We start from the raw sequence: 17,957 nt of genomic DNA, 5'->3' as shown, positions 1-17,957 counted from the left end.
GTCTTTGCCGATCACACTCTGCATATCATCACCACTTGTCAGGCGGGCCCAATGGCCCATCGCACGGCAGAGGCCTTTGCCAAGCAAGGTTTTGCGAATGTGAACTGGATCAAAGGTGGCACCCAAGCTTGGGTCGACGCCGGGTATGAAACTGTTCGGTGAAGATCCACTTGTGAAGAAACAGCATGTTAAAACCAAAAGCACTGCCAAATTGGCGGTGCTTTTCAGTTACCCACATCTGTTGTGTCACTGCTGATTTTCAACAAGGAGCGCTGCCCCTCGCATGCAGAGCCTGCTCAACCCGAGATATTTCGGGCGAAAGGAAGAGGGAGTCACTCCATCCCTTCCAACTCATCAATCATGGCAGAGATCATGCTCAACCCCTTGTCCCAAAACTTGGGTTCAGAGGCATCAAGGCCGAAAGGCGCGAGCAGTTCTTTGTGGTGTTTAGAGCCGCCTGCCTTCAGCATATCAAAATACTTGGCCTGAAAATCGGGGTCGCCTTCGGCGTAGACCGCATAAAGCGCGTTCACCAGCCCGTCGCCAAACGCATAGGCATAGACGTAGAAGGGGGAGTGGATGAAATGCGGGATGTAGGACCAGAAAACCTCAAACCCTTCGGTAAATTCGAACGCAGGACCGAGGCTTTCAGCCTGAACGCTCATCCACAGGACGTTGATGTCCTCGGGTGTCAGTTCTCCGCTCCGCCGGGCGTCATGCAATTTGCACTCAAAATCATAAAACGCGATCTGGCGCACGACGGTGTTGATCATATCCTCGACCTTACCGGCCAGCATCACTTTGCGTTCGGCCTGTGTTTTTGCACCGTCGAGCAGTTTCTGGAAGGTGAGCATCTCGCCAAAAACCGACGCGGTTTCCGCGAGGGTTAGCGGGGTGGAGGACAAGAGCTCCCCTTGACCCGCGGCCAGCACCTGATGCACACCGTGGCCCAGCTCATGCGCCAGTGTCATCACATCGCGCGGTTTTCCCAGATAGTTCAGCATCACGTAAGGATGCACATCGGTGACGGTGGGGTGGGCAAAGGCGCCGGGCGCTTTGCCGGGTTTGACGGCGGCATCGATCCAGCCCTTGTCAAAAAACGGCTCTGCGATTTTGGCCATTTCGGGATCAAAGCCTGCATAGGCGGTCATCACGGTTTCACGCGCCTCATCCCAGTTCACCCGGCGGTCATCCTCCATCGGCAGGGGGGCGTTGCGATCCCATGTGTTCAGCTTTTCCAACCCCAGCCATTTCGCCTTTAACGCATAATACCGGTGACTGAGTTTCGGATAGGCCGCGACCACGGCATTGCGCAGGGCCTCGACCACCTCTGGTTCCACATGGTTGGCCAAATGGCGCGATGCCTGCGGGCTGGGCAATTTGCGCCAGCGATCCTCGATCTCTTTTTCCTTGGCAAGCGTGTTGTGAATGCGGGCGAAAAGCTTGATATTTTCACCAAAGACCCTGGCCAGTTCACGCGCGGCTGTTTCGCGTTTGGACCGATCCTGTTCGGTCATGAAATTCAGCGTCGCCTCCAGGTTCAGCTCTTCCCCATCAATGGTGAAGGTCAGGCCTGCCATGGTTTCATCAAAAAGCTTGTTCCAGGCGGACGCCCCCACTGACGATTGATCATGCAGGAACTGTTCCAATTCATCCGACAGCTGGTGCGGCTTCATAGCGCGGATGCGATCAAAGATCGGTTTGTAACGGGCAAAGTCCGCATTCTGGGCAAACAGAGCCGACAAGTGATCATCGTCCAGACGGTTGATTTCCAGCGTGAAAAACACCATCCGCCCGGTGAAATCAGTGATCTGTTCTTCGCAGTTCTGCATGAACTGGGCGCGGGTGCCGTCCATCGTATTTTGGTAATAGCGCAGACCAGCAAAGGACATGATCCGGCCCGCCGTGCCGTTGATCGCCTCATACTCCTGAACACATTTCACGAAACCGGCGGCATCCAGATCGGCCAATTTGCCCGCATAGGTTTCTGCAAATGTCGTACAGGCCCCATCCAGCCATTCCATATCGTGTGACAGTTCCGGCGCGTCCTCCCCCGCGTAAAGATCCTCCAAATTCCATTCCGGCAAATCGCCCAGATTATCCGCGCCACCAGCGGCGTTGGCATCAAAGGTGCGGGCGGGGAAAGCGGGGCGGAAAAACTGCATGAAAACCTCTTAGCGTTCGACTTGAGTGGCAGATAGGCACGGGGGTGCAGCGGACGCAAGGCATGGGCTGGAAAATTCGCGTGATCCGGTCAGCTATGCGCCGCGAAAAAGGCGCAGGTTTCGTCATAGATGCGATCGCGCAGCTCGGGGCGTTCAAAAAACACCTCGTGCTCTCCTCGTTCCAAAACCTCCAGCCGCCCACTGGGCCAGCGGGTCATGATGGAATGAATGGCGCTGGGGTCAACTATGCGTTCATTGGTGCCCAGCCATGTCAGGACTGGGGTGCCGGGTAAAGGTATTTGGCGGAACTCACGGCATTCCACCAGTGCCTCGTATAGCCAACCAAGCGAAGCTCCCCCCAGGGCAAATTCCGGATACATGTGCAACTGGCGCTGCATATAGGCGAACATGTCTGGATCGGTGGTCAGTTCGTTGTCATCAAAAGCGGCGGTGGCGACATAGCTTTCACCGGATTTACCGGGGATATAGCGGTGGGAAAAGCCCAGCTTTTTTGACAACCAGCCCGCAACCCAGGCCTGCGGGCGTTTATGCGCGGGCATCAGAATGTCCCACATCGGCGCGCTGAAACAGGCCGCCGTGACCGGAAGGCCCAATGTCAGGGCCCGCAGGCCGATGGCCCCGCCCATCGAATGGGCCATCAGAAACCAAGGCTTAGGCAAATCCAGATCGTTCAACGCCCCCAGCACCGCAACCACATCCAACTGATAATCGGAAAAGCGGGTGACATGCCCAACATTCCGGTCAGCGGTCAGCCGGTCAGCAATGCCCTGCCCGCGCCAGTCGATGGCAATGGACCCATAACCGCGTGCGGCAAATTCGGCGGCCACCCGGCCATATTTTTCCACCATTTCTGTCCGGCCGGGGAACATCAGGACCGTGCCCTTGTCCCCGCCGGGCCAAATCCCCAGCCGAATGCGCACGCCATCACTGGCGGTCAGCCAGAAGGCTTTCCCGCCATCTGGTCCCTCGGCGATGTCGGTGTGATAGGGGGCAGGTGTCATCCGTCAGGCCAGCAAACCGCCCAGTTTCATCGCGGCGCCCATATCGCCATCAACCGAGAGCTTGCCCGACATGAAGGCGGCGGTAGGATTCAGCTCACCTTCCAATATTGCCTGAAACGTATCGGCATCGGCAGACAGGGTCACATCCGTTTCCTCGTCGGAGGCGCGCACGCCGTCGCTGTCGATCACAATCGCGCCTTCGCCTTCGATCGCGAACTTGGCGCTGCCGTCAAATGTGCCCGACAGTTTGTCCTGAAGCGCGGCAATGGCGCTGTCGATAAGTGAGCTCATGAAAATTCCTCCGGGTTAAGCCCGGGCAGGTTCGCATTTTGCAAATCTTGCCCTATGTTGATTGTGATATGAGCGTATTTTTCCAAAGAAACAAACCTGCCGTCGCGGCACTTCTCGTGTTTTTTACCATCTGTGCCCCTGTGGCTGCGGATGAGGCCCCGGCGGAGCTGTTTGAGGCGCTTGTTGCTGCCGATGCCGAGGCGGCGGAAATCATTGCCCAAGACATCCGGGACCATTGGGCACAATCCGGGTCAGACACGATAGATCTGCTGTTGGAACGCGGCCGCCGGGCGCTTGATGCGGGCGACACGCGCGTGGCTATCGAACATTTGACCGCGCTGACCGATCATGCCCCGGATTTTGCCGAGGGCTGGCATACCCGCGCGCAGGCCTACTTCACGGCGGAATTGATTGGCCCGGCATTGGGGGATCTGGAACAGGCCCTGGCCCTGGAACCCAATCATTTTGATGCGATGGTCGGAGTGGGGATCATTCTGGAAATGACCGGCGCAAATCAGGACGCGCTGGACGTCTATTATATGGTCCGGGCTATACATCCGCATCACCCTGAATTAGCACCGGCGATAGAGCGGCTGGAATCCCAGCTACAGGGTCAGGACATCTAAGACAGGTCAGACATCGGAATGCGCGAGGCAACGATCACGGCCGTTCTGGGGCCGACCAATACCGGCAAAACCCACTATGCCATTGAACAGATGCTGGCCCATCGCACCGGGGTGATCGGCCTGCCCTTGCGCCTGTTGGCGCGCGAGGTTTATGACCGGATCAAATCCATGCGCGGCCCGAATGTCGTGGCACTGATCACCGGCGAAGAGCGGATCGTACCGGACCGGGTGCAATATTGGGTCTGCACGGTCGAGGCGATGCCCGAAGGGCTGGGTGTCGATTTTCTGGCGATTGATGAAATCCAGCTTTGCGCTGATCCCGAACGTGGCCATGTCTTTACCGACCGGCTGCTTCGGTCGCGGGGCCTGCATGAGACGCTCTTTCTGGGGGCCGCGACGATGAAACCCGCAATCCGTGATCTGGTGCCCGACGCACAGTTCATGACCCGCGAGCGGTTTTCAGAGCTGACCTATACCGGGTCCAAGAAAATCAGCCGCATGCCCGCACGCAGTGCGATTGTCGGATTTTCCGTCGAAAACCTCTATGCCATTGCCGAATTAATGCGCCGTCAAAAAGGCGGGGCCGCGATTGTGATGGGCGCGCTTTCACCCCGCACCCGAAATGCGCAGGTGGAGCTCTATCAAAACGGCGATGTTGACTATCTGATCGCCACCGACGCGATCGGCATGGGGCTGAACCTGGACATTGACCATGTCGCCTTTTCCGCCACAACGAAATTTGATGGCCGCCGGATGCGACCGCTGGCCCCCAACGAACTGGCACAAATCGCAGGTCGCGCCGGTCGGCATATGAACAACGGCACCTTTGGCGTAACCGGTGAGGCGGGCGAGCTGGACGCGGAAACTGCAGCGGCCATCTGCGACAACCGATTTACCCCCTTGAAGGTGCTGCAATGGCGCAATCCATGGCTGGAATTTGGCACGGTTGAGCGGTTGATCGCGTCGTTGGAACAGCCCACGGATGACCCGCGCCTGATGCGGGCGCGGGAGGCCGATGATCTGTCGGCGCTAAAAGCAATATCGGGACAGACAGAGATTCGCGACCGATTGCAGGGGGCGCCGGATGTGCGGCTTTTGTGGGATGTGTGCCGCATTCCCGACTTCCGCGATATCTCCAAGGCCGAACATGCGGCCATGTTGCAGCAGATATTCGCCTATCTGCACGATCAGGGCCGGGTGCCAACCGATTGGTTCGCCCGACAGATCAAACGGCTCGATAACAGTCGCGGCGATATAGATGCATTGTCCAAAAGATTGGCCTTTATTCGCACTTGGACCTATGTCGCGCAGCGAAAGGGATGGATTGATGACGAAAACCATTGGCGCGGCGCGACTCGCGCGGTAGAAGACCGCCTGTCAGATGCCTTACATCAGGCCCTGACTCAAAGATTTGTTGACCGGCGCAGTTCAGTTTTGATGCGCCGGTTGAAGCAGAAGGAGCGGCTCGTGGCCGAAGTAAGTAAAGAGGGTGAAGTGTCCGTCGAAGGTGAATTCGTCGGGCGGATCGAAGGGTTCCTGTTTAGCCAGGACAGCAAAGCGTCCCCGGAACAGGCAAAGACCCTGCGCGCCGCGGCCTACCAGGCGCTGGCACCAGAATTTCACCTGCGGGCGGATCGGTTCTATAACGCCCCCGATACCGAAATCGATTTCACCGATCAGGGTGGATTGATGTGGGGTGATCAGGCCGTGGGCAAGTTGGTCGCGGGTGACGAGGCCCTGAAACCACGCGTCGTGCCCTTTGTTGATGAAGAGGCCGGTGACGACGTGGCGCAAAAAGTGACCCGCCGCTTGCAGCATTTTATCGATCGCAAGATTGCGGCGCTGTTTGAACCGCTGTTCAACATCCAGCATGATGAGGAACTGTCCGGTCTGGCCCGTGGCTTTGGCTTTCGCATGATCGAGGCTTTGGGCCTGATCCCGCGCGATCAGGTGATGGGAGAGGTCAAAGAACTGGATCAGGACGCCCGTGGAGCCTTGCGCAAACACGGGGTGCGCTTTGGTCAGTTTACGATCTTCATGCCACTTCTTTTGAAACCGGCACCGACCCGTCTGCGCCTGTTGTTGTGGTCGCTGCGCGAAGGGCATGATGAGTTTTCCGAAAGCCCACCGCCCGGTCTGGTCACAATCCCGACCGCCAAGGGGTCCCATCCCGGGTATCATCTGATGTCGGGCTATCGACAGGCTGGCGAACGGGCGATCCGCGTTGATATGCTGGAACGCCTGGCGGATCTTTTGCGGGCAGAGGACAGCCGCGGCGGCTTTGAAGCGAGCCCAGATATGCTGTCAATCACCGGCATGACGCTGGAACAGTTCGCTGATTTGATGCAGGGGCTGGGCTATGCCGCTGAACGCGGTGAGCGCGAGAAGGTGAAACCGGAACCCGTTGCTGAGGCCACGACAAAAGCGACCGGCACCGCCCCGGATGCACCCCAAACCCCGGCCGACACCACAGCACGGGCTGCCCCGGCACAGATTGATGCAGAGGCCGAAGCACCTGCCGAAACTGACGCGCCAGCAGAGACTGCACCTGTTGACGAGGCCACTACAGAACCTGCCAGCAACGAAGAGGCTGGCCCCGAGATCGAAGTCTTTTACAGCTTCACCTGGGCGCGGCGCAGGCCGAACCAACAGGGCGAACGTCGTGGTGGCAAACCACAAGGCCAAAATCAGGGCAGGCCACGCGGCAAACCCAAGGGCAAACGCCCACCCCAACAGCAGGGTGCGCGCAGCTATCAGGCCAAGCCGCAGAAGAAAGACCGGATCGACCCGGACAATCCCTTTGCCGCCGCATTGATGGGGCTGAAGGACAAGAACTAAGTTGTCTGACGGCCCGACCATGCGTGTCGACAAATGGCTGTGGCACGCGCGATTTTTCAAAACCCGCGCGCTGGCCACCGGGCTGGTATCGGCAGGGCATCTGAGGATCAATTCTCAGCATGTGGGAAAACCCGCGCATGCGGTTAGAATCGGAGATGTTCTGACTTTCCCGCAGGCGCGGCGCGTCCGCGTGGTCCGGGTTCAGGCCCTGTCCACCCGGCGTGGCCCAGCGCCCGAGGCGCGAGAGCTTTACGAGGATTTGTCACCACCCACCGATGATACGCCCCCGGCCCCTTCTTTTGACGGAAAGGGTCGCCCGACCAAGAAAGATCGCCGAAAATTGACCCAATCGCGCCGCTCAGAGCTTGAATGAGCCGCCAGTCTGGACTAGCTAGACCCTAAGACCTCAACTCCGGGTACACCACATGACCTATATCGTGAATGATGCATGCATCGCCTGCAAATACACCGACTGCGTGGAAGTCTGCCCCGTAGACTGCTTCTACGAAGGTGAAAACATGCTGGTCATCCACCCGGATGAATGTATCGACTGTGGGGTTTGCGAACCAGAATGCCCCGCAGACGCGATCCGCCCGGATACAGAGCCGGATACAGAAGAGTGGGTTGAGTTTAACCGCAAATACGCGGAGCTTTGGCCCGTCATTGTGACCAAGAAAGATCCCCTCCCCGAAGCCGAAGAGCGCGATGGCGAAGACGGCAAGCTGGAGAAGTATTTTTCTGAGGCACCGGGCGAAGGCGGGTGATTCGCGACTGACCTCACGTCAATCATCTAACTGATCTACATTTTTACCGAATTTCGGCGATTTCGGCGCTCTTGAAATGCAATTTGGCGCATGTGCTGCAGTGCGGCACTTTTTTTGGGCGCAATTTTGTGTTATATTTCTGTTGCAAAGAAACACAGAGACCTGTCACCAGCCCGTGGGCCACTCCCACTGGATGGATTATTTGGCGCAAAATCTGATCGTGTGGGAAATCGATTTTTCCGCCGGGGATTTGTCGCTGCATTGTCAGGTCTAACCAGGAAGATGTGACTCTATGAGTAAATCGAAGAAACCAGAGTTTCACCCGAACGAATTTGTTGTCTATCCCGCTCACGGGGTTGGCAAGATCATTTCGATCGAGGAACAGGAAATTGCCGGGATTGAGCTGGAACTGTTCGTCATCTCGTTTGAGAAAGACAAGATGACCCTGCGCGTTCCCACCCATAAGGCGACAGAGATCGGGATGCGGTCGCTGTCCTCCCCTGATGTGGTGGCCAAGGCGATGACCACGCTGAAAGGCAAGGCCAAGGTCAAACGCGCCATGTGGTCGCGCCGCGCCCAGGAATACGAACAAAAGATCAACTCTGGCGATCTGATTGCCATCGCAGAGGTTGTTCGCGACCTGCACCGCAATGACGAACAGCGCGAACAAAGCTATTCCGAGCGTCAGCTTTATGAGGCCGCACTGGATCGTCTGACCCGCGAAATCGCCGCCGTATCCGGCGGGGATGAGGCCAACGCCCAACGCGAGGTTGGCGAGGTTCTGATGTCTCGCGCCGCCTGATCTTGGTGAAAAAAACCTATTGGAAAGCCGCCCCTGAACCGGGCGGCTTTTTTCATATTCAGCAGCTATGCGGCTATTGCAATTCGGGAATGCGGAATCAGAAGTTGTGTGCAGCACGTCCAGGTCCTATCTGCAGGTCAACCCCGAAACAGGTCGGGTCTCTCGAACAAAAGGACTACTGATATGACTTCCCATGTTGCTGCAATCGCTCATTCCACCCCTCTTGGTGCGCGCTTTGTTTTGCGCGTTGTGAATGTCTTTGAAACTCTGGTTCAGTCCGTTGTACGCTGGAACGAAGAGCGCCAGACCCGCATCATCCTGATGAGCCTGTCTGACGAGATCCTGTCCGATATCGGTGCAGAGCGTCCGTTCCGCTACTGAGAATTTTCACAAGGTGCACCTGTGATCAGGGGTCGCGTTGCGACCCCTTTTTCATGTCCAGATCACACATAGCGATATCAGGATCGCCATTTCTGAAATCTGTTGCGATGCGCCAAGAATGTCGCCGGTTTGCCCACCGATTTTGCGTGCCGCGATCATCGCCCAAATAGTACTGACCACCCCCACCGCGATCAGCAGCCAAACGATCTGAAAACCGATCGTCAACAGACCCAGAAACAAGGCCACCACAAGGGCCAAACCAACAGACTGTGGTGGCGGCGTGCCGACCCCAGCCGATAATCCGCTGCGGCGCGCAGGCGGCAGCCAGACCATCAGCCCCACCATCGGTAGCCGTGACAGGGCCGCAATCCCGATCAGGGCGATCAGACCAAATCCCGCGGATAAAAGTGCACTTAACGCGCCCCACCGGATCAAGAGCGACAGGATCAAGGCCAGCACCCCATAAGTGCCGATGCTACTATCCTTCATGATCTCCAACCGGCGGTCACGTTCCCAGCCGCCCCATAGCCCATCAAAACTATCGGCCAGCCCGTCCTCGTGCATGGCACCGGTGATGACGATCATCGTGCTCAGGATCAGCGCGGCCTGAACGGCGGCAGGCAGCGCTCCGGCACCCCATCCGATCAGCGCTGCGATCAGCCCGACAATGGCCCCGGCAACCGGATAGGCCCAAGCCGATTCCGGCCCGGTTTTGACATGCTGAAATCGCCGCCAGGGAACCGGCAGGCGGCTCAGCAATCCAGTCGCGCAGGTGATATCAGCAAGGGTCTTTTCGATCACGTCGGAATTCTGTCGGTTTTTGGGTCTGAAACCGCGCTCCGCGGCTTTTCTTCTGCCACTCAAGCGTTAAACAGTTCCGGGGATGTGATCAATGAGGCAGTGATGACCGACGCGCTTAATTCGCTAACAGATTTTCGTAACCGGCTGGCCTCAGCGCCCGCACCTGACGCAACCGCGCGCGCCGGGGCAGAAGCGCGCAATAGCCAACTGACCAAGCCACCACATTCGCTGGGCCGGTTGGAAGATCTGGCCATCTGGTATGCGGCTTGGCGCGGCACCGATCGGCCCGTGATCGAACACCCGCAAGTGGTGATCTTTGCCGGCAATCACGGGGTAACGGCGCAGGGGGTTTCGGCCTTCCCTGCCGAGGTGACCGAACAAATGGTCCTGAACTTTCAACATGGCGGGGCTGCCATCAATCAGCTGTCTGGTGCCTTTGGCGCAACGCTGGATGTCCACGCCCTGTCACTGGATCGCCCGACCGCCGATTTCACTCAAGCCCCGGCGATGGACGAGGCAGAATTGCTAGAGGCGCTCAACACCGGCTGGCAGGCTGTGGATACTGGGACTGATTTGCTGGTCGTGGGCGAAATGGGCATTGGCAACACCACATCCGCGGCGGCAATCGCGCTGGCGCTGTTTGGCGGCGACGCCGAAGATTGGGTCGGGCGCGGTACAGGCGTCGACGATGCAGGTCTTGCCAACAAGGCCCGCGTGGTGCGCGAAGGCGTCGCACTGCTCCAGACCGATGATGCGCTGGGTGTTCTACGTTGTCTGGGCGGGCGCGAAATCGCGGCCATGTGCGGGGCCATGGCCCGGGCGCGTGTCGATGGTATCCCGCTTTTGATCGACGGGTTCATTGCGACCTCTGCAGCCGCCGTTTTGAACAGGTTGGGGACAGGGCTTCTGGATCATGCACAAGCCGCACATCTGTCCGCCGAAGGGGCGCACTACCGCATGTTGGCCGCCATCGGCAAGGACCCGATCCTGAACATGGGCATGCGGCTTGGCGAAGGGTCCGGCGCCGCGCTGGCCATCGGTATCCTGAAAGGTGCTGTCGCCTGTCATTCCGGCATGGCGACCTTTGCCGAGGCGGGCGTGTCCGACGGCTGAGACGCCTCAACAAGTGACAATGATCCCCAAAAAGACATCAACCCAGCTTTTTGCGATTACAGATGCATTCACCAATTCGGTGATATAGCCTTTGGAAAAGGCATATCACCGAGGCCCCCATGACCGACCTGACCCAAGCCCTGATCGACCACCTGCCCAAGGCGGAACTGCATTTGCATATCGAGGGCACGTTAGAGCCACAAATGATGTTGGATATGGCCAAACGCAATGGGGTCGCCCTGCCCTATGCCAATGTCGAGGAAGTCAAGAACGCCTATGAATTTGACAACCTTCAGGACTTTCTCGATCTCTACTATCAGGGCATGTCGGTTCTACTGACCGAACGGGATTTCTATGACCTGACCTGGGCCTATTTGGAACGGGTGCATGCCGACCGCCTGACCCATGTGGAGCTGTTCTTTGATCCCCAAGCCCATACCGATCGCGGCGTGGCCTTTGAAACGGTGCTGGGCGGGATCACCTCGGCCTTGCAAGACGCCAAGAAACAGATGGGTATAACATCAAAACTGATCATGTGCTTCCTGCGCCATTTGCCGGAGGATCAGGCGTTCGAGGCACTGGATTGCGCCTGCAAGCACAAGGATCACATCTTTGGCGTTGGGCTGGACAGTTCAGAAATGGGTCATCCGCCCAGCAAGTTTGCCCGCGTGTTTGAGGCCGCCAGGAAAGAGGGCTTTACCCCCGTCGCCCATTCCGGCGAGGAAGGCCCGGCAGACTATGTCAAAGAGGCGCTGGATATCCTGAAAATTGAACGGCTCGATCACGGCAACCACGCGCTGGATGACCCAGCCCTGACCGCGCGGCTGGCCAAACAACAAACCCCCCTGACCATGTGCCCGATTTCCAATTGGCGGCTGAAGGGGATTGCCAACCTGTCCGATGCCCCTGTGAAACGCGCGCTGGATGCCGGGTTGCTGGTCACCATCAATTCCGATGATCCGTCCTATTTCGGTGGCTACCTGAACGACAATTACCGCGCCATGGTCGAACATCTTGGCCTGACCGAGGCCGAGGTGATCCAACTGGCCAAAAACTCCTTTGCCGCGTCTTTCATCAGTGATGCGGAAAAACAGGTGCAGTTAGATAAGATTGACAGCCAGATCGACAGTTTGCGAAAGGCGTAGCGGCCTATTCCATCCGAATGACGGATTTATCAATCGCCAGCATGTAACCGCGGCGGGCGATGTTTTTGACCAAAAGCTCACTGACCATTTGATTGCCCAGCGTGTCACGCAGGCGTTTGATGCGGGTGGCGCCGGCGGCCTCGTCACAATCGGCGGCGTCGCGACCTGATATCATGCCCTCGATCTCTGCCCCGGTCAGCATGTCGTCATCCATCCGCGCCTCTGCCAGCACCGACATGGTTTCCAGCGCCGCGTCGGTCAGTTTAAAGGCCATATTGTTCAGGTAGACGGATTTCTCCTCCCGGCTGATCAGCAGGGAATTGACCTGAATACCGGTGCGTTCGATTTCGGACATGCGGCGGTTGAGCCCCAGGATCGTGACCAGAAACGCCAGGGCCGCGATCATCATGGCGGTTGCAAAGACCAGCAGGACAAAGATGACCATGCGGTAAGAGGTCAGCGTATCGGCAAAGGCTGTCCCGGACTGGGCCAGAATCTCCAACAGCTTAATTTCGGCCTGCTGGGTCAGATCGTTTTCGACAAAGATCCGTTCAACCCGGACATTGAACGCATTGGCATCAGGCAGGCGCGCAAACAGCAGCACAGCCGCCACCAGAAGAATGGCCACAATGGCAGCGATACCGGCAATGATGATACGATTGCCGCTAAACTTGCCGTGTCTGGGTTCTGATATCTTGTCCAAACCTCTGGTCCCCGAATTGTTTGGCTATATTTGACCTTGGTCCCCTATGTCTGGTCAAGCAACCCCTGATCACGCTTTCAGGATCACCCGCACCAGATCGATACCCAATGTCAAAATTTCAGGAAAAACGCGCCCGCCCGTCCCCGGCGCGAATTTAATCCGCCTTCGTCAAAGAACGCGTTGACCTCTAACAGCTGCCAACCCCCGCGCGACAGGCGGCGTTCAATGTTGCGCGCGGCCCTATTGCGGTCGTTGCAGGCATTATCCGGCAGCTCCACCACCCCATAATGGAGTTTCAGCGGGCTGTCTTGCTTGGCCTTATAGTCAGCATAGCACGCGGCAGAGGCCGGTGCGGCGCAACAAATGGCGAGAAATGTTATCACGGTTTTCATCATGGCCCGACAATGGCGGTGCAGGGCCGGATATTCAATAACAATGCGCCGCTCTGACCTGCGATATCCGATAACACCCGGTCGATATTGTTTGTCAGACCGACCCTGACCCATCCTTTCCCCATCACAGATTTTTCGATCGGACCGCACCGCCCGATCCCGGACAAGAAAGGAAACAAGAGATGAGAAAAGGGTTTATCGCAACAATACTTGCCATCGCGCTGGCCGTCACCGGGGCCAGCACCATTCAGGCCCGCGCTGATGCTGATGATGTGGCTGGCGCATTGCTGGGCCTAGCGATCATCGCCGGGATCGCCGCCGCGATTGATGATGACGATGACAAGGGCCGGGTCGAACGCCGCCATCATGATCACTATCGCTATAACGACTACAGTCATCGCAATAACTATCGCGATGGTCGTCATCGCCGCCATGCCAAAGTGTTGCCAGTTCGCTGTCAGCGAACCTTTGAAACCCGTCGCGGGGATCGTCTGGGCTTTGCCCGCCGCTGTTTGAACCGTCACGCCGAACAACTGAACCTGCCGCGTCATTGCCTACGCGAAGCCCGTACAGACCGTGGCTGGCGCCAGTTTTACGGCAAACGCTGCCTGATCCGTGACGGTTATCGCGTCAGCGGAAACGGAAACCGCAGAAGCAGCCATTGGAACTAAGAGATCGAGCAGAAGGTCCAGCAAATGGACCCAAGGTAAGTAATGAGTGATTCAGTCACAGTGTTTACAGAGTAACTTGGTACTCAGATGCGGCCAAACGTCCCCGGCCGCATCTGAACGGCGGGAAGGGCATCCCCAGATCCTTCCCGCCTTTTTCCTTGCATCCGGATGGCGGGCGCGGTTCAAAGCCTCATGCAAGACAATTATCCGAATTTTGAGTTTGAAGAGGCCGCCCGCGCCAAGGGATTTATCCGCATCGCCGGCGTGGACGAGGTCGGTCGCGGCCCGCTGGCGGGCCCGGTGACAGCCGCGGCAGTGGTGCTGGATATCACCTGCCTGCCCGAGGGCCTGAACGATTCCAAAAAACTGACGGCCAAGCGGCGCGAGGTACTGGCCCCGGAAATTGAACGGGTCGCAGATACCTCTATCGCCCATGCCAGCGTCGAAGAGATTGACGAGATCAATATCCTCCATGCCTCGATGCTGGCCATGCGCCGGGCGATCGAGGGGCTATCCATCATCCCGGATTTCGTGCTGATCGACGGCAACCGGATGCCACCCAACCTGATCATGCCTGGACAAGCAGTGGTCAAAGGGGATGCCAAATCACTGTCGATTGCCGCCGCATCAATCGTTGCCAAACAGGCGCGCGACAAAATCATGTGGGATTTGGCGCAACAGTTCCCCGGCTATGGATGGGAAACCAATGCCGGTTACCCCAGCACTGTGCACAAGAAGGCACTCCTAAATTTGGGGGTCACCCCACACCATAGACGTTCGTTTAAACCGGTACACAACATCTTGTATCAAGAGAAAATCGTAAGTGACTGATTCAAAAAAGAATTTGACGGCGAATCAGCTTTGACTCATCTTGGACCCAACAAATCAGCACGGCAAACGTGCGAATGCAGAGGCAGAGATGAAAACGAAAACCGGTACAAAAGGGGCTGTGAAATTGCCCCTGAACGAAATAATTGCGGGCGATTGCATTGAGGTCATGAACAGCCTTCCCGAAGGCTCCGTCGACCTGATTTTCGCCGATCCGCCCTATAACCTTCAGCTGAAGGGGGAATTGCACCGTCCGGATAACAGCCAGGTCGATGCAGTGGATGATCACTGGGATCAGTTCGCCTCTTTCAGCGCCTATGACCGGTTCACCCGCGATTGGCTGAAGGCCGCGAAACGGCTGCTAAAACCCAATGGTGCGATCTGGGTTATTGGGTCCTATCACAATATTTTCCGTGTCGGCACGGCGCTGCAGGATGCCGGATACTGGATCTTGAACGATGTCGTCTGGCGTAAATCCAATCCAATGCCGAACTTTCGCGGCATGCGCCTGACCAATGCCCATGAAACGATGATCTGGGCCTCCAAGGAAGAAAGCGCAAAATACACCTTTAACTACGAGGCGCTGAAAGCCCTGAATGAGGGCGTGCAGATGCGATCTGACTGGGTGCTGCCGATCTGTAATGGTGGTGAACGCCTGAAAGACGACAATGGCGACAAGGCCCATCCAACACAAAAACCCGAAAGCCTGCTGCACCGAGTATTGGTTGGATCGACCAACCCCGGCGACGTGGTGTTGGATCCGTTCTTTGGCACCGGCACCACGGGGGCGGTGGCCAAGAAACTCGGCCGCAACTTCATCGGGATCGAGCGTGAAGAGGCCTATCGCAAGGTGGCCGAGAAGCGCATCAAAAACACCCGTAAATTTGACCGTGAATCGTTGCAGGTCACGACATCCAAACGCGCCGAACCGCGCGTGCCCTTTGGTCAGGTGGTCGAACGCGGCATGCTCCAGCCCGGCGAAGAGCTGTATTCCATGAACAACCGGCACAAGGCCAAGGTCCGTGCCGATGGCACGCTGATCGGCGATGATGTGAAGGGATCGATCCATCAGGTCGGTGCCGCGCTGGAAGGCGCGCCAAGCTGCAATGGCTGGACCTACTGGTGTTTCAAACGCGACGGCAAACGGGTGCCAATTGACATCCTGCGCCAACAAATTCGCGCCGAAATGGCCGAACGACCGAATTGATAAAGTTTACCGAAGTACCGCCAGTGCCCAGGGAAGCCAGGGCACAACCTTGCCCCGCCAGTCTGGCGGGGCTTTTTTTGACAGGCAGCCGAACCATGGGAACTCAGCTAGTCATGCAACGAGCTGAACTAAAACTGGATTACTGCTTACGGCGCGACTAAAGATGGTAATAAAAAAGCCCACACTATCCAGAGCAGAGTCGTTGATCACCAATAACAGATCCAAGTCTATGACTTATCGTCGTGATATCGATGGGTTGAGAGCCATCGCGATCTCAGTAATTATCCTTTTCCATTTCGGCATCAATGAGCTGGCCGGAGGATATATCGGTGTCGATGTATTTTTTGTCATCAGTGGGTTCTTGATTACGAAGATGGTGCTCAGGGATGTCGAAAACGGTACGTTTAGCTATCGTGACTTCTACATGGGTCGCCTGCGTCGGCTTGGTCCAAGCTTATTTGCTGTGCTGGGGCTTACACTGATTGCAGGATATTTTCTTTTATCTGCTCTTCATTACGAAGAACTGGCGACTTCTTCATTAGCTGCCGTGATTTCCGCATCAAACATCTTGTTCTGGCAACAAACTGGGTATTTTGATACCAGTTCCATTTTCAAACCTCTCCTACACACGTGGTCTTTGTCTGTAGAGGAGCAGTTTTATCTGGTTTGGCCCACTACCCTGATCCTGATGTACAGCGTTTCCAGTTTGCGTATTCGTGCATTTATTTTAGTTTCTGTTTCGGCATCTAGTTTGCTTGCGACCGAACTTTTCCTAGATACCGATCCGTCCGGCGCATTCTTCCTGCCCGTCTTCAGAGTATATGAGTTTTCGTTCGGCGCCGCTCTTGCGATGTTTGGCCTGACAGCGCGCCATGGATCAATCGCTCATGTTGCGTCGATTTTTGGTATCGCAACCATAATCATTGCCAGTGTATTTTATAGCGAGGACCTGCGTTTTCCAGGAACCAGCGCCTTGTTGCCATGTTTTGGTGCCGCCCTGATTATATATTCAGGGCCGAATGCGATCGTGAATAGAGCGTTATCGACTCAGCCTATACGTTATATAGGATGGATCAGCTATTCCTTGTACCTCGTGCATTGGCCAATAGTTGTTTACTACGCCTATTTGTTTGATACACCCAATACAGTTTCCGAAGCCTTGTTACTTTTGGTGCTTTCCATAGGTCTCTCAGCATTCCTTTATCACTATGTTGAAACGCCATTTCGAAAAAAGACCAATGGTAGGTTCTGGCAGTCCAACAAAAGGCTTAGTGTCGCATCACTAAGCGGGGTAATTGTTGTCACCGTTGCAAGTTGGGTAATCTATGACAGGGATGGATTGCCAAGCCGCTCCCCTCCCTCAATTCAAAACCTTCTGGTCGCAGTTGCCCAAGGCAAGAAACAGCGAGATGTTGGGATAAGAAATCACATCTGCCACATCACCGAAGAGTCTACCCAACAAACGTTGTTAGACTTTATGAGGTGCCTGCCAAAGGATTTGAACGATACAATTGTAGTTATGGGTGACAGTCATGCCGCGGATGTCTGGATGGGGCTAGTTCAAGCTTACCCCAACCGAGATTTCGTTCAGTTTACCGGAGATGGCTGTAGTTATTCGCGCGCAAATTCACCGAATGGTTATTGTGCAAAACTAGAAGAGATTGCTGTTGAGTGGATATCTGACAACGTTGATGGGATTACAGCCATTGTCTATTCCCAACGCGGGGCATTCATCATGAATGGTGACCCTGAGAAGGGTGTGGAAAGCATACAACCTGATAGAAGTCGTATGGATCTCCTAGGGACAAATTTGGAAAGCCTTGCCGAAATAGGTATTCCGGTATTCTTTTGGGGTCCGCGCGCTGAACTTTACCCTGTTATGCAAGTTGTTGCAGCCAGAAGTTCGGAATTGGGAGCTATCAATGAACACTATCGAAAGGCGGATTTCTCAGCATTCCAGACTCTAGATAAGGACCTGAGACTTTTGTTTGCCAATCATCCCGTTCATTATGTCTCCAGCATTGAACCTCTATGCACTCCATTTTGCCCGGCAATATCATCTGACGGGACTCCGGTTTTTGTGGATTACGGTCATTGGAGTCCAAATGGCGCTGCACTGGTTGTTGAACAAGTGATAAAAAGCTCAGACACCCTCCGTACAATTCTACCAACAATATTGGCTTCGGAGATTGAGTGATCAGTCCGTCT

The 17,957-nt window shown here is 56.2% G+C and carries 19 protein-coding genes; 13 read left to right on the top strand and 6 right to left on the bottom strand.

The window, feature by feature from the left end; genetic code table 11:
* Positions 1 to 18: 18 nt before the first annotated feature.
* Complete coding sequence (locus tag AC2D8P_RS07655; RefSeq protein ID WP_484701692.1) at positions 19 to 162, top strand: rhodanese-like domain-containing protein; 144 nt, start codon at positions 19 to 21, stop codon at positions 160 to 162.
* Positions 163 to 332: 170 nt separating this feature from the next.
* On the opposite strand, the gene AC2D8P_RS07650 is transcribed toward AC2D8P_RS07655, so the two are convergent.
* The 3 genes from AC2D8P_RS07650 to AC2D8P_RS07640 all read right to left on the bottom strand — a co-directional run bounded on the left by AC2D8P_RS07650 (position 333) and on the right by AC2D8P_RS07640 (position 3,478).
* On the bottom strand, positions 333 to 2,165 hold the full coding sequence (locus AC2D8P_RS07650) for a M3 family oligoendopeptidase (RefSeq protein ID WP_484701684.1): 1,833 nt from the start codon (positions 2,163 to 2,165) through the stop codon (positions 333 to 335).
* A gap of 89 nt (positions 2,166 to 2,254) precedes the next feature.
* Positions 2,255 to 3,187, bottom strand: coding sequence for an alpha/beta hydrolase (locus AC2D8P_RS07645; RefSeq protein ID WP_484701682.1), 933 nt, complete (start codon positions 3,185 to 3,187; stop codon positions 2,255 to 2,257).
* 3 nt (positions 3,188 to 3,190) lie between these two features.
* On the bottom strand, positions 3,191 to 3,478 hold the full coding sequence (locus AC2D8P_RS07640; RefSeq protein WP_484701681.1) for an SCP2 sterol-binding domain-containing protein: 288 nt from the start codon (positions 3,476 to 3,478) through the stop codon (positions 3,191 to 3,193).
* Positions 3,479 to 3,546: 68 nt separating this feature from the next.
* Between AC2D8P_RS07640 and AC2D8P_RS07635 the strand changes: the two genes are divergently transcribed.
* The 6 genes from AC2D8P_RS07635 to AC2D8P_RS07610 all read left to right on the top strand — a co-directional run bounded on the left by AC2D8P_RS07635 (position 3,547) and on the right by AC2D8P_RS07610 (position 8,889).
* The gene (locus AC2D8P_RS07635; RefSeq protein WP_484701679.1) at positions 3,547 to 4,104 is read left to right on the top strand and encodes a tetratricopeptide repeat protein; all 558 of its coding nucleotides are present in this window, start codon (positions 3,547 to 3,549) and stop codon (positions 4,102 to 4,104) included.
* 18 nt (positions 4,105 to 4,122) lie between these two features.
* Positions 4,123 to 6,942, top strand: a complete 2,820-nt coding sequence (locus AC2D8P_RS07630) for a helicase-related protein (RefSeq protein WP_484701678.1) — start codon at positions 4,123 to 4,125, stop codon at positions 6,940 to 6,942.
* 19 nt (positions 6,943 to 6,961) lie between these two features.
* On the top strand, positions 6,962 to 7,315 hold the full coding sequence (locus tag AC2D8P_RS07625) for an RNA-binding S4 domain-containing protein (RefSeq protein ID WP_484701691.1): 354 nt from the start codon (positions 6,962 to 6,964) through the stop codon (positions 7,313 to 7,315).
* A gap of 52 nt (positions 7,316 to 7,367) precedes the next feature.
* The gene (gene fdxA, locus AC2D8P_RS07620) at positions 7,368 to 7,706 is read left to right on the top strand and encodes a ferredoxin FdxA (RefSeq protein WP_484701677.1); all 339 of its coding nucleotides are present in this window, start codon (positions 7,368 to 7,370) and stop codon (positions 7,704 to 7,706) included.
* 292 nt (positions 7,707 to 7,998) lie between these two features.
* A complete protein-coding gene (locus tag AC2D8P_RS07615) occupies positions 7,999 to 8,508 on the top strand; it encodes a CarD family transcriptional regulator (RefSeq protein WP_484701675.1) in 510 nt (169 codons plus the stop codon).
* Between the two features lie 183 nt (positions 8,509 to 8,691).
* Positions 8,692 to 8,889: a DUF1127 domain-containing protein gene (locus tag AC2D8P_RS07610; RefSeq protein ID WP_484701674.1), complete on the top strand. Its 198-nt coding sequence runs from the start codon at positions 8,692 to 8,694 to the stop codon at positions 8,887 to 8,889.
* A 51-nt stretch (positions 8,890 to 8,940) separates the two neighbouring features.
* On the opposite strand, the gene cobS is transcribed toward AC2D8P_RS07610, so the two are convergent.
* A complete protein-coding gene (gene cobS / locus AC2D8P_RS07605) occupies positions 8,941 to 9,690 on the bottom strand; it encodes an adenosylcobinamide-GDP ribazoletransferase (protein WP_484701673.1) in 750 nt (249 codons plus the stop codon).
* A gap of 102 nt (positions 9,691 to 9,792) precedes the next feature.
* On the opposite strand from cobS, the gene cobT reads away from it, so the two are divergent.
* Together cobT and AC2D8P_RS07595 are read left to right on the top strand one after the other, a co-directional pair.
* Positions 9,793 to 10,803, top strand: a complete 1,011-nt coding sequence (cobT, locus tag AC2D8P_RS07600) for a nicotinate-nucleotide--dimethylbenzimidazole phosphoribosyltransferase (protein ID WP_484701672.1) — start codon at positions 9,793 to 9,795, stop codon at positions 10,801 to 10,803.
* Positions 10,804 to 10,922: 119 nt separating this feature from the next.
* Complete coding sequence (locus AC2D8P_RS07595) at positions 10,923 to 11,948, top strand: adenosine deaminase (protein WP_484701671.1); 1,026 nt, start codon at positions 10,923 to 10,925, stop codon at positions 11,946 to 11,948.
* Positions 11,949 to 11,952: 4 nt separating this feature from the next.
* On the opposite strand, the gene AC2D8P_RS07590 is transcribed toward AC2D8P_RS07595, so the two are convergent.
* A complete protein-coding gene (locus tag AC2D8P_RS07590; protein ID WP_484701670.1) occupies positions 11,953 to 12,651 on the bottom strand; it encodes a winged helix-turn-helix domain-containing protein in 699 nt (232 codons plus the stop codon).
* 110 nt (positions 12,652 to 12,761) lie between these two features.
* Positions 12,762 to 13,193, bottom strand: a complete 432-nt coding sequence (locus AC2D8P_RS07585) for a hypothetical protein (RefSeq protein ID WP_484701669.1) — start codon at positions 13,191 to 13,193, stop codon at positions 12,762 to 12,764.
* Between the two features lie 32 nt (positions 13,194 to 13,225).
* Here AC2D8P_RS07585 and AC2D8P_RS07580 point away from each other — a divergent pair, with 32 nt between their 5' ends.
* From AC2D8P_RS07580 to AC2D8P_RS07565, 4 genes are all read left to right on the top strand, one after another.
* Positions 13,226 to 13,714 (top strand): hypothetical protein, encoded by a 489-nt coding sequence (locus AC2D8P_RS07580; protein ID WP_484701668.1) that lies wholly within the window; start codon positions 13,226 to 13,228, stop codon positions 13,712 to 13,714.
* A 192-nt stretch (positions 13,715 to 13,906) separates the two neighbouring features.
* Positions 13,907 to 14,545, top strand: coding sequence for a ribonuclease HII (locus AC2D8P_RS07575; protein WP_484701667.1), 639 nt, complete (start codon positions 13,907 to 13,909; stop codon positions 14,543 to 14,545).
* An 88-nt stretch (positions 14,546 to 14,633) separates the two neighbouring features.
* Complete coding sequence (locus AC2D8P_RS07570) at positions 14,634 to 15,749, top strand: DNA methyltransferase (protein WP_484701666.1); 1,116 nt, start codon at positions 14,634 to 14,636, stop codon at positions 15,747 to 15,749.
* Between the two features lie 229 nt (positions 15,750 to 15,978).
* Positions 15,979 to 17,946: an acyltransferase family protein gene (locus AC2D8P_RS07565; RefSeq protein ID WP_484701665.1), complete on the top strand. Its 1,968-nt coding sequence runs from the start codon at positions 15,979 to 15,981 to the stop codon at positions 17,944 to 17,946.
* The last annotated feature ends 11 nt before the right edge of the window (positions 17,947 to 17,957 follow it).

Source organism: Roseovarius sp. YIN77 (assembly GCF_057219155.1).
Note: the sequence above shows the minus strand (reverse complement) of the source record. Positions and strands in the feature narration are given on the sequence as shown.

What these genes read in the sequence shown, in the direction of transcription:
- AC2D8P_RS07630 (WP_484701678.1), top strand. Translation starts at nt 4,123, where the DNA reads ATGCGCGAGGCAACGATCACGGCCGTTCTGGGGCCGACCAATACCGGC.
- AC2D8P_RS07565 (WP_484701665.1), top strand. Translation starts at nt 15,979, where the DNA reads ATGACTTATCGTCGTGATATCGATGGGTTGAGAGCCATCGCGATCTCA.
- AC2D8P_RS07650 (WP_484701684.1), bottom strand. Translation starts at nt 2,165, where the DNA reads ATGCAGTTTTTCCGCCCCGCTTTCCCCGCCCGCACCTTTGATGCCAAC.
- AC2D8P_RS07595 (WP_484701671.1), top strand. Translation starts at nt 10,923, where the DNA reads ATGACCGACCTGACCCAAGCCCTGATCGACCACCTGCCCAAGGCGGAA.
- AC2D8P_RS07625 (WP_484701691.1), top strand. Translation starts at nt 6,962, where the DNA reads ATGCGTGTCGACAAATGGCTGTGGCACGCGCGATTTTTCAAAACCCGC.
- fdxA (WP_484701677.1), top strand. Translation starts at nt 7,368, where the DNA reads ATGACCTATATCGTGAATGATGCATGCATCGCCTGCAAATACACCGAC.
- AC2D8P_RS07575 (WP_484701667.1), top strand. Translation starts at nt 13,907, where the DNA reads ATGCAAGACAATTATCCGAATTTTGAGTTTGAAGAGGCCGCCCGCGCC.
- AC2D8P_RS07635 (WP_484701679.1), top strand. Translation starts at nt 3,547, where the DNA reads ATGAGCGTATTTTTCCAAAGAAACAAACCTGCCGTCGCGGCACTTCTC.
- AC2D8P_RS07580 (WP_484701668.1), top strand. Translation starts at nt 13,226, where the DNA reads ATGAGAAAAGGGTTTATCGCAACAATACTTGCCATCGCGCTGGCCGTC.
- cobT (WP_484701672.1), top strand. Translation starts at nt 9,793, where the DNA reads ATGACCGACGCGCTTAATTCGCTAACAGATTTTCGTAACCGGCTGGCC.
- AC2D8P_RS07610 (WP_484701674.1), top strand. Translation starts at nt 8,692, where the DNA reads ATGACTTCCCATGTTGCTGCAATCGCTCATTCCACCCCTCTTGGTGCG.
- AC2D8P_RS07645 (WP_484701682.1), bottom strand. Translation starts at nt 3,187, where the DNA reads ATGACACCTGCCCCCTATCACACCGACATCGCCGAGGGACCAGATGGC.
- AC2D8P_RS07640 (WP_484701681.1), bottom strand. Translation starts at nt 3,478, where the DNA reads ATGAGCTCACTTATCGACAGCGCCATTGCCGCGCTTCAGGACAAACTG.
- AC2D8P_RS07615 (WP_484701675.1), top strand. Translation starts at nt 7,999, where the DNA reads ATGAGTAAATCGAAGAAACCAGAGTTTCACCCGAACGAATTTGTTGTC.
- AC2D8P_RS07570 (WP_484701666.1), top strand. Translation starts at nt 14,634, where the DNA reads ATGAAAACGAAAACCGGTACAAAAGGGGCTGTGAAATTGCCCCTGAAC.